Genomic DNA, 15,345 nt, shown 5'->3' with positions numbered 1-15,345 from the left:
TCGGCGCGGTAGCTCAGTCGGTAGAGCAATGGATTGAAAATCCATGTGTCCCCAGTTCGATCCTGGGCCACGCCACCATATTTAGTTTGAAAGAAATTTAAGTTTGTTAAAAAGCCCTAGAGCGTAACTCTAGGGCTTTTTGCTGTCTTGAGTCATCCAAGACGACTTATGTGGGATTAATGCCATCACGCAATGATGATCTCCTTTTCCAAATCAATAGAATCATCTGAAACAAAAGCGATGGTCACCGCATAAATCTTTAGATGATTCGTTTCATCGACCATGGTCCGAAACTCAAGATGAGACGTCCTATTTTTGAGAAATACTGTATATATGGATAACATCGTGGGTTCTTGCGCTGCCGATAAGAGCAACTTTCTGGCTGGGACTAATATTTTTCTTCCATTATCGCTCGCGATATCAAAAGTCACATGCTGTTCATGATCTGAGGTATATAGAATTTTAAAAATATAAGACCCTGATGCGAGCTCTGTATAAGGCCCATACACCAGAATGCCTTTAGATCCTGTCGTCGAGATATGATCTTCCGCAAGAGAGCCAATGGCTGTCTTACAGCGAGTCTGACCACTCCCTAATGGAAAATTGAGGTGTTTACCTGAAGTTTTTAAAAAAGACTCTGATTCATTTATATTCGAAAGTGATTTAAAGCGATCTTTGAACTCAAAGTTAGTCGCATTTTTAGCGAAAAAATCACTCCAGTTTCCCATCGAAGGTTTGTTTGGTCGCTGAAAAACATGATCGATAGAGTGGTCATCTAGAGCTTGAGCATTCCGATAAAGAATATGGTTGTTTTTGGCAAGCTGTTGTAAAAAGCTAATTCCAGAGGATGCATTCAAATCAATGAAAGCATAAGCCTTGTCGATCGTCATAGTCATAGACATTAAGTCAGTAGGCTTGAGCAGAAAATATGCTTCATTGCATAAGGGTTCAATTCTTATAAGTTCCTCAAGCAGCTCCATTTTATGAATGGGTGGCACTAAAAATCCAATGGTTGGCAGGAAATCTCCTTTTTTATTCTTTGCTAAGATTTTATTTCTAAACTTTTTAAAAATCGTAATATTCATTTGTAGATCAACAGCAGAGCAATTGATCAAGATATCGATCTCGTTTGCACTACTTTTCATACCTTTATTCAAGTGCTGTAAAAATCTTGGTTTTGGCTGATATTGATCAGAAGTGACCATATCATGATCTATGCTTAATACTGGAATGTCTTGCTGAGGTATAGAGACATTCAGTTTTGCGAAGGTGTCCGTGACGTCGGTTCTTAACTTTTCTGTTGTGGTAAAGATTTTATCCATACTTAATATGTTGATGTACCATGGTGCGAAATAGTGCAAAGAGGCGTTATTGGTATTCACGGCTTCAGAGATGATGTCGTAAAAAGTTCTCTTAAGCTCCTGTGACGATTCGACTTCCAATTCTATTGGGATCGCGTCTATCAATGCACTTGTCCGAACGCCTGACTTTTTAAGTTGGCTGATGAATTGACTGTCACCCATCAACCGGCCATTAATCAAAACAAAAATCATCGTATCATTTGCATTCAACGAAACGATTTCATTTAATACAGACTTTGGCGATTGGTTGAGAAAAAAACAGCTTTGAAAATCAAGGATACTTGCAAACTTAAATAGTTTACTTTCTTGAGAGAACGTAAATTCAAAATGATATTGGTCATCATTTTTATGAACAAAATCTAGAATAAATTGTTGTAGTGCAAATCGATCTATATAAGAGATGGTCGAGTTTTCTTCAAAAAGATCATTCAGATGGATTAGCACTCTACCGTTCTTTAAACCTTTAGAGAGAGAGAGCGTGCGATAATTTTTATATAGTGCCTCTGCGACTTTCCCTAATAGCACTTCTTGACTTACCCCTTTACGCATATCTTTCTTAATCGTTTTTTCAATCCATTGGTCAAGTGCGTGAGTACTTAAGGTAACGTTTTTTGAGTTTTCATGGATCAACTCTTTAAAACGCTGTAATGCACTATCTGCGGCACGATGCCAACTGAATGTTTGAATCCGATGAGCTGCATATTCGCGAAAGGAACTTAATAACTCTGGATTAGACAATGCCAGCTCCATCTTGTGAGCAATAGACATAACATCGTAGGGATCAAAAAGCTGTTCTGGATTGTCAATAATCTCTGGCAGACTTGAAGCATTCGCACAGATTACCGCAGCACCACAACACATCGCCTCCAAAACAGGAAGTCCAAAACCTTCATGCCAAGATGGAAAACAATACAATGTACAACAACTATAAAGCTGTAGCATTTCTCGATCTGTGATTCGTCCCGTCAATATCAGTTGCTCTGGCTCTAGTCCGCATATTTCTGCATATCTTCTAAATTTAATCATATGTTCATTGGGCATGCCTCCGGCAAAAACCAGAATAAACTCATCTTGTAAACTTTTTGATAATTGAGAATAGGCCTCTATCAAGCGTAGCAAATTCTTCCTTTCATCGCTTGCACCCGTATAAAGAACAAATTTCTTTGATATATTATATTTCGCGAGTACCAATTTTTCGTAATGGGTATTTAAGGGCTGAGGCTGAAAAAAAGCTTCGGCTCCCTCAGACGTATTAATTACCTGATGGGGATCAATATCCAGTAGCTCAAGTAACTCACTTTTTGAAGATTCGGAAGTGGTCAAAAAGAAATCAGCCTGCTTAACTTGCGTAATTTGATTCAGATAGAATTTATTAAATTTAGGATAAGGGTCAAGATAAGTATTTTTTTGCAATAGAGGAATGAGATCATGGATGGTAACGACAGTTTTGATCTTATTTCTGACAGGAAAACTTGCCGTCGTGATTGACTGATCACGAAAACCTTCAAAAAAACTAGGGATAAAATAAATATCAGGATCAAGCCGCAGAATAAAGTGTTGTAAAAGTTTTATTGATAACTCACGCCCGCTAGCATTGTCCTCATCAGGTACGCCATACCAGACCAGTATGTCTTCATGATCGATATATCCATAGAGCTCATGTCTGACATAGGCAATAGAATCTTCAAACATGCCATTGAGCAACAGTTTAATTTTTATATTTTCGTTAGCTTGCAATAACATTGCCCGAACTATAGCAATCGTATAGCGTCCAATGCCTCTGTACTTACTGCCGCACTGGCATGCTTGCATATCAATGAGAACAAACATATTAATTCTTCTTCAAGCCAGGCTGTTCATGATCGAAGCCTATTTAATAGGTCATCATAATCAAATCTATCATCTTTATTGATGCTACTGATCTTTAGAAATGGGCTTAAATAAATAATGGGCTTAAATAAATAAAGTGCGCAGACTCTGCTAAGTTATTGTAAGCGGGGGCTTTAGACGACTTTTGAGTTAAGCTTAGCCTGTAAAAAGCTCTTATGAGTGTATTCGTTAAATCATTGTTCCCCATCCTTCCCCCCTTTTTGAAACTAAATACTTAAAAATAAAAAATTATTGTTGTTATAAAATACCTGTTTTCTTAGGTTTAACGATACTATCAGATTTATGGCACTACGTAACTTTCGACGCATTGAATACGACAAAGCAGAAAAGTTGATCTACTCTGTCGCCATGCTCCATGCTGTTGCATATCGTCCTGTAGAACTCTGCTGATTATACAAATCCTCCATTAGCGCGAATAATTTGTGCGTTGATCCATGCCCCCTCGGGTCCCGCAAGAAATGAAACGACATGAGCGATGTCTTGTGGTGTGCCTAAACGCTCCAGTGGTGCGGCATGACTGAGTTTTTGAATCAACTCGTCACTCTTGCCCGTGAAGAAAAGTTCGGTTGCCACAGGACCGGGTGCGATACTATTAACGCTGATATTGCGCCCGCGAAGTTCATTGGCCAAGACGCGGACTAGGCCTTCGACACCCACTTTAGATGCGATGTAGGGGCCATAGGTGGGCAGAGAGGCTCCGATGACACTGGTGGTGAGCGCGATAATGCGACCACCTGTTTCAATATGCTGTGCAGCAGCACTCATAACGATAAAAGCCCCTCGTAGATTCGTGCTGATCATCTTGTCAAATTGTGCGAGGTTACCGTCAATGATCGGCGTGTTTGCCATCACCCCGGCGCTGTTGACGACCACATCGATTCGACCAAAAATCCGCTTTGTTTCACTAAAAAGATGAACCATGTCCTGTTGATCCGCTACATTACCTTGGATGGCGATGGCCTTACCGCCGTTTTGTTGAATGTCGGATACGACGTTATCTGCACTGGCTTGATTACCCGCATAGTTGATGGCGACTGCAAAGCCATCCTGAGCTAAACGTAAGGCGATTTCACGTCCTATACCTCGAGATGCGCCAGTGACAATTGCGGTTTTGATCACGTTATTCATATGCTGTACCTTTGAAATAGAGAGGGGTATTAGGCTATGGAGCCTGCTTGAGTGGTATTTTGATCGTTGGTGATATTGGGATAAATACACTAGTATTGATTACACAATTCAATATGAGTCAACAATCATCATGGATCGTTTGGATGCGTTAAATTTATTTGTTCACATCGTGGATCTCGGCAGTTTTACCAAGGCGGCTGGAGTGCTCAATATTCCCCGAGCAACGGCGACACATACGATTAAAGCGTTGGAAGATCGGTTAGGTGTGCGGCTGCTTGAACGCACCACACGGCATGTGAAGGCGACTTTGGATGGTCAGAGTTATTATGAGCGATGTCGACAAATCCTTGCGGATGTTGAAGATGCTGAATCGTGTTTTGATGAGGGGGCGTTAAATCCCAGTGGTCTGATCCGATTAGGGCTACACGGGAATCACGCGAACCGCATTATTTTGCCTAAGCTTGCCGAATTTCATGCACGTTATCCGCGCTTGAATATTGCGATCAGCGGTGGTGATCGCCTCGTGGATCTAGTGGGAGAGGGTATTGATTGTGTCGTCAGAGTCGGGGTTCCTAAAGACTCTTCCCTTGTTGGTAGAAAATTGGCTTCTTTAAGAGAGGTCATTTGCGCAAGTCCTGACTATTTAAGCCAGTTTGGTACCCCGTCTCAGCCTGAGGACTTGGTGCATCATCAAGCCATCACATTTTTTACTCGCCAACATAATATTCAGTACCCCTTCACTTTACTGATCAATGGTCAGAAGCAGGACTATAAAGTCGGTGGCTGGTTGGCTGTCGATACTTCCGAGGCTTATATCCAAGGTGCTTTACGTGGATTTGGGTTGATTCAAGTGCCCCACTTGGGGGTCTGTTCATATCTACAGACTGGTGAACTGGTTGAGGTATTGATGGCGTGGGCGAGTCCTGAACTGCCCGTGTATGTGCTGTATCCGCAGCATCATCAATTGTCGCCGCGCATCAAAGTTTTTGTGGAGTGGGTGACTGGTGTTTATCAGGATTACTTTGCACATATGACTAAGAGATAGTAATTTTCAGTTGAAGTTTGATTGAATATGCATGCGTCGTGTAGTGATTACTTTGTCATTTGTCGTATAGTCCATATACGAATATGAGTCATGCTGTGGGATGGTGGCGATAGGACAAAGATTGATCTGCACGATTTTTTTGCTTTCTATCGATTTGATTCATCATGCGCTCACTTTTCTACTTTAGTCTGTCATTTTTATCGATCTTTTAATCATCAAACATTTAAGGATACCCTGATATGTCAGTTCAGAAGGCGATTTTCCCTGTTGCGGGGTTAGGGACACGATTCTTACCTGCAACCAAGGCCATTCCAAAAGAAATGCTCACGGTGGTTGATCGCCCGATCATTGACTACGCAGTCCGTGAAGCAATTGAGGCCGGCTGCGAAACGCTGATTTTTGTGACGGGTCGAACCAAGAATGCCATCGCTGATTATTTTGATCGGAATCCTGAACTTGAAAATGAGCTTGCGGCAAAACAAAAAGAAGAGGCGCTTGAGATCGTGCGTAATATCATTCCCTCACATGTGCAATGTGTCTATGTTCGTCAGTCTGAGGCGTTAGGACTTGGGCATGCGGTGAACTGCGCGAATTCCCTGATTAGTCCGAATGAGTATTTTGCAGTGCTTTTACCTGATGATTTGATCGATGGTTATCCGGTCGGGGCACTTGAGCAGTTGATGGCTGTACACCAAAGAGAGCACTGTAGTGTGTTGGCACTGGAGCAGGTGGCTTGGCCAGAGGTTGAAAAATATGGCGTAATTAAGCCAGAAAATGATGAAACAACTCCGATAGTGATCAAGGGTATTGTCGAGAAGCCGACACAAGAAGCCGCACCCAGTAATTGGTCTGTGGTGGGGCGCTATATCTTGGATGGCAAAATTATGGCGTCATTGCCACATATTGCGCGAGGTAAGGGAGGGGAAATCCAATTAACAGATGCGATCGCTGTTTTGCTGGAGACCGAAAAAATGATCGGTGTGCCCCTGTCAGGTAAGCGCTTTGATTGCGGTAGCCGTGTGGGTTTCTTAGAAGCCAATGTACACTTTGGACTGCGTTACCTTAATAAAACCTCATGATACTGTTTTTGATTGAAATTTTTTAGCGTTTATTAGCTCTGGATTTAGATTGTCCAACTAGCCAATTGTTGACCTGAGTAATGACTTTTTCATCCAGGATTCCTGCGGAGGCGTGCAGGCGCAAGCTATGGATAACATAGTCATAGCGGCTATCAGCGAGATCTCGGCGTGCTGCATAGAGTCGCGCTTCGGACGCCAGCAGATCCACCATGCTTTGATTACCTACACTATATCCAGATTCGACCACATTGTAAGCCATCTCGGCAGAAGCCACATTGCGGCGACTGGCTTGTACTCGGGAAGCATCGGTGTTGACGGTCATAAACAGTGAACGCGTTTGATTTTCAATGGTGCGCTGTGTCGATTGCATATTGAGACGTGATAAATCGGTTTGATAGGCTGCTTGTCGTTCACTGGCCAGCGTTCGGCCACCAGCATATAGCTCCCAGCGGGCTTCAATGCCTACGGCTGATGATTTACCCGAACTCAATGCCGTCGCAACACTACTATTCCCTGAGTTGTTCTGGTCATTATAACTGGCATAGAGGTTGACTGCGGGAAGATACCCGGAACGTAATGAAGTTCGATTGGCCTCATTGGCCTCAGTATCATAATTGAGCGCGATAAGTTGCGGATTCTTGGTGATGGCCAGTTTTCCCCATGCATCCACGTCATTAGGTATGGGGGCGACGATCGGGAGGTTATCTCCCAGTTGTGCAAGCGAGTCGACTCTCACCCCGGTTGAGGCGTTTAACGTTTCTCTGGCACTGTTGAGTTGATTCTCTGCGGTTAAGCGTTCGCTGGTGGCACTGTCTCTTTGTGCTTCACTCTCCAGCACATCAACCTTTGGAATGAGTCCGACATGCAGTCGTGCCCGGGTTTCTTCCAGGTTTTTATTGAGGGACGCTTCACGGGTTTGTGCAAGGATAAGTGTTTCTTCGGCACGCAGCACATTGAAGTAAGATTCGGCGACACGGAGCATGAGATTCTGACTTTGTTCATCAGCCTTGGCTTCATCGCGCGAACGCTGTGATTTAGCGGCCTTAAACTGATGGTAAGCCGACCAGTTGAACAGCGGCTGTGTAACCCGCGCTCCCCAAACGGTAGAGTTATAAGATGTTTTTCCACCAACTGTCGGAAAAGCAGATGAGATTGTAACAGGGTCCTGATTCCAGCTGTTGCGACTAATACCGCCATTGACAACCACTTGCGGCAACAAGGATGAACGTGCAATTGCCGGTGTTTGTTCCGCCAAGCCACGAGACGCTTGGACTGCAGCAAAGTTGGGATCGTTTTGGTTGGCAAGGTGCAACGTTTCTAAAAGATCCATAGCATGTGCTGATGTGCCAAGCACCATTGCAGCCGTCAAGGGGAGTAAACGCAGGTTCAAAAGCATGATTGAGGATACCCGTAAAGATTAGTTACAAACGTTTTAAGCCAAGTATGCGGTCAGATTAATCCAGTATGCAAAGAGAATGTTTCGGATTGTGCGACCTGCTTCACCCTTTAATGATTTTTTACATAAACACACATAAAGTTTTGTCATGGTTCGACATTTTTACACTAAGTTCAGTCGAGTATTTTTTTAGTATAGTGTTGTCGATAGTATAGTATTTAATAAGAAGTACATCTTTTTAAGAAATTATATCTTTTGAATTTTAGCCATGATAAATGGATTTGTGACCAATTTCTCACGTTAGGTCGAATTGAGTTTTTAAGGGTAGGATCGTATGCAGCGGATGTCTAAAGATTTGTCTAAAGAACGGCTCACACTTCCTGAATTTGTGCCTTCGGCTGCGCGTCTGTTGGCGATTACGCCTTTTGAAATCCCCGATCTCCCTTTGGCACGTATTCTGTGTAAGCACCATGTCGCAACCGCAATTGATATTGGTCGCGATGCTGCCCTATGGCCAAGCGTATTGCATAAGCTTGCACAGGAGCATTTAGCTGGCCTGGGTTTACGCATTCCAGATGGTGTGGTTGTTGATGGTTTGGAGTTGCCCAAGTCGGTGCAGTTCTTAATTGTTGCTGAGCAGGTGAGTTTGCCTGCCTCATGGCAGGCTGTGCCCCGATTGGCGCAAGTCTGTTCCGTTGAAGCGGCTCAAGATGCCGTACAGTGCGGTGCACTTGGCCTGATTGCAAAAGGTCAGGAAAGTGGTGGTTTAAGTGGTGCTGAAAGTAGTTTTGTCTTGTTACAACGTTTGCTGGAATGGGTCGGAACCCGTGAAATTCCGGTTTGGTGTCAAGGTGGTATCGGATTACACACTGCGGCTGCGGCCTTTGCTGGAGGCGCGACCGGTGTGGTACTTGATGCCGTGCTTGCGCCTTTTGCAGAAAGCTCTCTGACGCCAGAGTTCAAACAGCGCATCCTTGAGCTGGATGGTAGTGAGGTCCGCTGCTTATCCGGCTATCAAGTATTGACCAAAAAGCACCCGCAACCTTCAATGCTTGATCATTTGAGCGCTGATGAGGTTCGTGCACGATTGCTGGAAACAGGTGAGGATCAACTGCTGGCAATTGGTCAAGATGCGGCACTTGCTCGAGCGGTATCCGCGAAGTGTTCTTCCATTGACGTTCTGATTAATACCTTGCGAACACGGATAGTCGGTCAGTTGCATCAGGCACAAAGTTTAAGTGTGTTTGCAGAGGGCAATGCTTGGGCGAAGTCACACGGCACGCGTTACCCCATTGCACAAGGTCCAATGACCCGAGTCAGTGATACTGCTGCTTTTTCAGCTGCTGTCGCGGATGCCGGTGGTTTACCCTTTACCGCACTATCCCTCATGAACGAAGCATCGTCTCGGGAATTGTTGGAAGCGACACGCCAGCAAGTTGGTGATCAGCCGTGGGGTGTGGGGGTACTGGGTTTTGCGGATCGTACAATTCTGGATCCTCAACTCGCATTGATTCGTGAATTTAAGCCCAATGTTTTACTGTTGGCTGGTGGTCGACCCTCACAGGCACGTCCGTTTATTGAGATGGGCATTGCGACTTATCTCCATGTCCCTTCACCAGGATTACTCGACCTCTTTTTGAAGGAAGGGGCGACACACTTTGTCTTTGAAGGTCGTGAGTGTGGTGGTCATGTTGGGCCGCGGTATAGCTTTGTGCTGTGGGAACAAGTGCTGCATTACTTGACTGAATATGAGCATCCAGAACGCTTGCATATTTTGTTTGCTGGCGGAATCCATGATGCCCGATCAAGTGCCATGGTGGCAGCCATTGCGGCCCCACTGGCCGCGCGCGGTGCAAAAATTGGCATATTGATGGGTACTGCGTATATCGCAACGACTGAGGCGGTGAGTGCTGGTGCGGTATTGGCCGATTTTCAAAGTCGGGCGCTTGCAGGTTCGACGACGGCATTGGTTGAAACCGCACCGGGACATGCGATTCGTTGTATCCCTTCGGGTTTCATGACCTTGTTTGCCAACGAAAAGTCTCGGTTACAACAACAAGGGGTGGATCAGAAGCAGGCTTGGAAACAGCTTGAAGATTTGACTGTCGGTCGTTTGCGTATTGCGACCAAAGGCGTTGATCGGATTAATGGTCGGCTTGTTGCAGTATCCAGCCAAATCCAGTCCGATGAAGGCATGTATATGATCGGCCAAGTCATTGCTATGAAAAGTGCCGTGACCACGATTGCTGAGCTGCATCAAGAAGTGACGACAGGTGCAGTCGCATACTTAAATGCGTTGACTCCACCTGAACTGATCCCTGCGCATCAGGCCGAACCGATTGCGATAGTCGGGATGGCTTGTCTGTATCCAGGCTCTCCAGATTTGGAAAGTTACTGGGAAAATATTCTTTCTGAGCGTGATCTGGTTACCGAAGTTCCTGAGGAACGCTGGTCTGTTTCTCAGTATTATCGCGGTGCCAATGCACCTGCCGACAAGAGTGTGAGCAAGTGGGGCGGCTTCATCCCCGACACGCCTTTTGATCCCCTTAAATTTGGGATTCCGCCAGCGTCTTTAGCGGCGATTGAGCCTGTGCAACTGCTGTCATTGGAAATTGCTGGCCAAGCGCTACGGGATGCAGGGTATGAGCAGCGCTGGTTCGACCGTGAAAAAACCTCCGTGATTTTTGGAGCTGAGGCCGGGATGGATCTCAGCAGCCAATACACGTTCCGCAATTTATGGCAGCAATATGGGGGGGATATCCCGCTAGAGCTGGCGAATACGTTGCCTAAGCTAACCGAAGACTCTTTCCCTGGCATGTTGGTCAATGTTATTTCAGGGCGCATTGCCAACCGCTTAGGGTTAGGGGGCGTGAATTATGCGGTGACATCGGCATGTGCCAGTTCTCTGACTGCAATTGAACTTGCGGTTAAGGAGCTGCGTGCACATACCAGTGAGATGGTGCTTGCCGGTGGTGCTGATTTTCATAATGGCATCAATGATTATTTGATGTTTTCTTCCGTAGGGGCGCTATCTGCTAGAGGGCGTTGTCGTTCTTTTGATAATGAAGCGGATGGTATTGCTTTAGGCGAGGGTGTGGGTGTGGTGGTCCTGAAGCGCTTGGCCGATGCCAAACGTGATGGCGACCGGATCTATGCCGTGATTGATGGAATTGCGGGATCCAGTGATGGCAAGGGCTTAGGTCTGACGGCACCACGCAAAGAAGGTCAGAAACGATCTCTTGAACGCGCCTACTGGCAAGCCGGTGTCTTGCCTGCTGACATTGGCTTGGTTGAAGCGCATGGTACGGGTACTGTCGTTGGGGATCGCACCGAGCTTCAGACCTTGACAGAGGTGTACGCTGCGGGCGGGGCGCTTGCAGGTCAGGCGGGTCTTGGCTCGGTGAAAAGCCAGATTGGTCATACCAAATGTGCTGCGGGTGTGGCAGGGCTGATTAAGATTGCCAAAGCTCTGCATCACCGTGTACTGCCGGGAACTCAGTCTATTACGAATCCGAATGACTGGTATCAACCGAGCAGTAGTCCATTTAATTTAAATACTCAGGCACGTCCTTGGCTGACACCTGAACACACACCTGCACGTGCTGCAGTGAGCGCATTTGGTTTTGGCGGTGCGAATTTTCATGCGGTACTGTCTGCATGGCCTGCACATCAGAGTGTTTATGGGGCGCTGACATTTCCTGCTGAGTTATTTGCGGTGCGCGGCCATAGTCTGGCGGATGCGACAAACACGCTGGGTCGTCTCAGCACGTTGATCACGGCCTCAAGTTCCGCGCTTTGCTTGCGTGACCTCGCCTCGACACTTTGGGAGGTCGGTTCGGGTCCTGTACAGTTGGCTTTTGTTGCGGAAAACTTAGAGCAACTGCAAAGCAAAATCAGCGGTGCATTAACGCAAAGCCGTGATCAAGGGATTAGCTATCGCGATGTGAATGCTGGCCATGGAAAATTGGCCTACTTGTTTTCAGGACAAGGTAGCCAATATCCAGGCATGCTGCGTGAACTGTTTGTCTACTTTCCCGAGTTGCAGGATATTTTGGCAGTGGGTGCTGAGCATGTACCGATCCTCTATCCAAATACGGCCTATGATGATGCGACACATGCCGAGCAGCAGCGTCATCTGACGGATACCCGTCAAGCACAGCCAGCACTCGGCCTAGTTGAGTTTGCTGCTTTCCGCTGGTTGTCGGATTTGGGTTTGAAACCTGATATGGCTGCCGGTCATAGCTATGGGGAGCTGGCCGCACTAGCGACTGCCGGTGCATTTGATGTAAAAACGCTGATCAAACTATCGCAGGCACGTGCAAATGCCATGATATCCGTCGAGTGTAGCGATCCAGGTAAGATGGCGGCCGTCAGTCTGGATGCCACGGCGCTTGAACATCTTTTGGCAGATTTTTCCACCGTGGTTTTGGCTAATCAAAATAGTCCGACTCAGACAGTTATTTCTGGCCCAAGTCTAGATGTTTTGTCTGCAATGGCGCATCTGAAGGCACACGGTGTAGCCTGTAGGCAGATTGAGACGGCTTGCGCTTTTCATTCACCGCAGATGATTGGTGCTAGCCAACGTTATGCTGAGGTACTGGCTGACTATGAGATTGGCGCGCTGCAATGGCCAGTTTATTCCAATTTGACCGCTGCACCCTATGACTCTGCCGCTGCCAATATCCGCACCACATTAAGTGCGCATATTAGCCATCCAGTTCGTTTTGTGGCTGAAATTGAGCGCATGTATGCCGATGGCGCGCGGGTTTTTCTTGAAATTGGTCCGCGAACGGTATTGACGCGTCTGGTGGGGCGTATTTTAAAAGATAAACCCCATACGACGATTGCCATTGATCATGACCATAAAGGACTAAAAGGGCTGCTTGAGTCGCTTGCGCAACTGGCAACGTTATTGCCTGATTTTGATGCCAGTGCACTTTACAAGGGACGAGCGACGGTCATTGACTTGGATCAGCCACAGGTTTTGTCTGCTTCGACGTGGATGGTGAATGGTGGACGTGCATGGCCACTCAAAGGTAAAGCGCCTGCACATGCGGGTGTTGTGACATTGAATCCTGTGATTCAAGTTGCAGCAGGTTCTGTGGTGCAGCACGCTGTTGCACAAGTCAGCACCACACCCAATGCAGGTGAGCAAGCGATCGTCAGTTATCTCAATAATATGCGTGACATGGTCCATGCGCAGCGCGATGTATTGTTGGGTTTCTTGGGCGCGCCGACAACGGTTAGAGCCCCAGCACTCAGTTCTACATCAGCAGCGCCTGTGTTGTCTGCGGTTACAGCTCCGATAGAGGTTGTTACACCTTCTTTGGCCTCACCGTCCAGCCATGATCATCGCAGTATTTTGCTGGCTTTAGTCAGCGATCGTACCGGATATCCAAGCGAAATGTTGGATCTGGATTTGGATCTTGAGGCGGACTTGTCAATCGACTCAATCAAGCGTCTGGAAATCATTGGTGAGTTGTCTCAGAAGTTGTCGCTACGCAGTGCGTTAGGCACAGGTGCGGATGTACTGCTTGAGCAGCTCGCAACACAAAAAACATTACGCGCAGTACTCGACTGGTTGAAACAGTATTTGCCGGATGCACAAGTGTCCGCTGCTGAACCGATAGAGACAATTGCAACACCTGCTGTGAAAACCCAGCAACCTGTTGCTGATATCTTGTTGGCGATCGTTAGCGACTGTACTGGTTATCCAGTTGAAGCACTGGATCTTGATCTTGATCTTGAGGCGGACTTGTCGATTGATTCGATCAAGCGTCTGGAGGTCGTGGGTCAGTTGCTTAATCAACTGAATGCAACAGGTGGCTCTGATCGGGACGCGATGCTGGATCATCTGGCAGCCTGCAAAACACTCAAAGCAATGTTGGGCTGGTTGCAAGAATATCATCAGGCTACCAGTCAACCGACGACAAGTGCTTTAGTTGAAGAACATGTTGCAGATGCGATTCCCTTTGAACGTTATATCTTGCGTAGCCAAACCATCGAACATCAGAAGTCTGCGACTTTAAACTTGTCAGGTTTACGTCTTTTAATGACCAATGATGGGTTGGGGATCGCGGAGCTACTGGTGCCGCGCCTTGAGCGGTTGGGAGCGAGTGTTCAATTGGTCGATTTCACGAGTGGCGTGGAGTTGATCCCAGAACTGACTGAGATAGATGGGTTGATTCACCTGTGGAGTATAAATCCACAGAGCCAGATCGATGATATCAAACGTTTCTTTACCGCAACCCGTACTGCACTCTTACATAAGATGCGTCATCTGTTGGTGTTGACGGGTCTGGGTGGTGATTTTAGTGCGACCAGCCCAGACTATGTACGTGGTGGTGGCATGGCAGGGATGATCAAGTCCTTGTCTCGGGAGTTCACCGAGCTCCGTGCCCATTGGGTTGATGTTGATAGCCATGAAGCGCCTGATGTCTTGGCGGGTTATATCGAGTCTGAACTTCATTCAGCCGATGCATTACCTGAAGTGGCTTGGCGTCAGGGACATCGTCGTCAGTTGAATATTCTGCATTCTGAACTAGATCCTGCAAGTATTGCGAATTTGCCACTGAATCAAGAGAGTGTTGTACTGCTGACGGGCGGGGCGCGTGGTATTACAGCACTGGTGGCGGTTGAGCTGGCTCGGCGTTATCAATGTCATGTCGAATTGGTGGGGCGTTCTGCGCCACCTCAAGATATGGAGTCTGAGGCAACGCGCGGGATTAGCGATCAGCGTTTACTGCGTCAGGCTTTATTGACCGAAGACAAGGCCCGTAAGCCTGCCGAGGTCGAAAGACTGGCGCGGCGTCTTTTGGCCGATCGAGATTTTCGGGCTACGCTTGCCGCCGTTCGTGCTGCGGGCAGTACAGTGAATTACACGGCACTGGATGTCCGTGATGATCAGATTTTTAGTGATTTTATTACCAGTATTTACCATCAGCGTGGCCGTATTGACGGTGTGATTCATGGGGCCGGCGTGGTTGAGGATAAACTGGTTCGTGACAAGAGCGATGAAAGTTTTTCCCGTGTCTTTGACACTAAGGTAAAAGGCGCAGTGATTTTAAGCCAGCACATTCGTAAAGATGTCGGATTTGTGGTGTTTTTCTCAAGCGTTGCCAGTGCTTTTGGCAACCGTGGACAAGTGGACTATGCAACTGCGAATGATGTGCTCGACAAATTGGCGCATCATTGGCAGTCGCAAATTGATGGTCGGGTATTGTCGGTGAATTGGGGACCCTGGGCAGATACAGGCATGGTCTCAGAGTCGCTCAAAAACGAATATGCCCGGAAGGGCATAGGCTTGATTCCACAGCAGCAGGGTGTAGCTGCACTTCTTGCAGAGCTGGGTAGCCAGTCCATTGAAACGCAGATTGTACTGATGTCCGGCCGACCAGAAAGCTTTGCAGGTGAGACGCGTAAAGCCAAATTGGTTGAGATCTAGTG

At 46.8% G+C, this 15,345-nt stretch carries 6 protein-coding genes and 1 tRNA gene; 4 read left to right on the top strand and 3 right to left on the bottom strand.

What is annotated here, in order from left to right:
• Positions 1-2 precede the first annotated feature (2 nt).
• Positions 3-78 (top strand) — tRNA-Phe (locus ACLHG7_RS08240).
• A 107-nt stretch (positions 79-185) separates the two neighbouring features.
• On the opposite strand, the gene ACLHG7_RS08235 is transcribed toward ACLHG7_RS08240, so the two are convergent.
• Together ACLHG7_RS08235 and ACLHG7_RS08230 are read right to left on the bottom strand one after the other, a co-directional pair.
• Positions 186-3,191, bottom strand: a complete 3,006-nt coding sequence (locus ACLHG7_RS08235) for a glycosyltransferase family 4 protein (protein WP_410210575.1) — start codon at positions 3,189-3,191, stop codon at positions 186-188.
• Positions 3,192-3,641: 450 nt separating this feature from the next.
• Entirely contained in the window at positions 3,642-4,379 is a 738-nt protein-coding gene (locus ACLHG7_RS08230) for an SDR family oxidoreductase (RefSeq protein WP_410210574.1), read from the bottom strand.
• A 130-nt stretch (positions 4,380-4,509) separates the two neighbouring features.
• Here ACLHG7_RS08230 and ACLHG7_RS08225 point away from each other — a divergent pair, with 130 nt between their 5' ends.
• Positions 4,510-5,424, top strand: a complete 915-nt coding sequence (locus ACLHG7_RS08225) for a LysR family transcriptional regulator (RefSeq protein WP_410210573.1) — start codon at positions 4,510-4,512, stop codon at positions 5,422-5,424.
• Positions 5,425-5,663: 239 nt separating this feature from the next.
• On the top strand, positions 5,664-6,503 hold the full coding sequence (gene galU, locus ACLHG7_RS08220) for a UTP--glucose-1-phosphate uridylyltransferase GalU (protein WP_410210572.1): 840 nt from the start codon (positions 5,664-5,666) through the stop codon (positions 6,501-6,503).
• 22 nt (positions 6,504-6,525) lie between these two features.
• On the opposite strand, the gene ACLHG7_RS08215 is transcribed toward galU, so the two are convergent.
• A complete protein-coding gene (locus tag ACLHG7_RS08215) occupies positions 6,526-7,899 on the bottom strand; it encodes a TolC family outer membrane protein (RefSeq protein ID WP_410210571.1) in 1,374 nt (457 codons plus the stop codon).
• Between the two features lie 334 nt (positions 7,900-8,233).
• Here ACLHG7_RS08215 and ACLHG7_RS08210 point away from each other — a divergent pair, with 334 nt between their 5' ends.
• On the top strand, positions 8,234-15,343 hold the full coding sequence (locus ACLHG7_RS08210; protein WP_410210570.1) for an SDR family NAD(P)-dependent oxidoreductase: 7,110 nt from the start codon (positions 8,234-8,236) through the stop codon (positions 15,341-15,343).
• The last annotated feature ends 2 nt before the right edge of the window (positions 15,344-15,345 follow it).

The sequence above is a fragment of the Aquirhabdus sp. genome (assembly GCF_046462495.1).
Taxonomy (GTDB): domain Bacteria; phylum Pseudomonadota; class Gammaproteobacteria; order Pseudomonadales; family Moraxellaceae; genus Aquirhabdus.
This window is presented reverse-complemented; position numbering and strand designations above follow the sequence as displayed.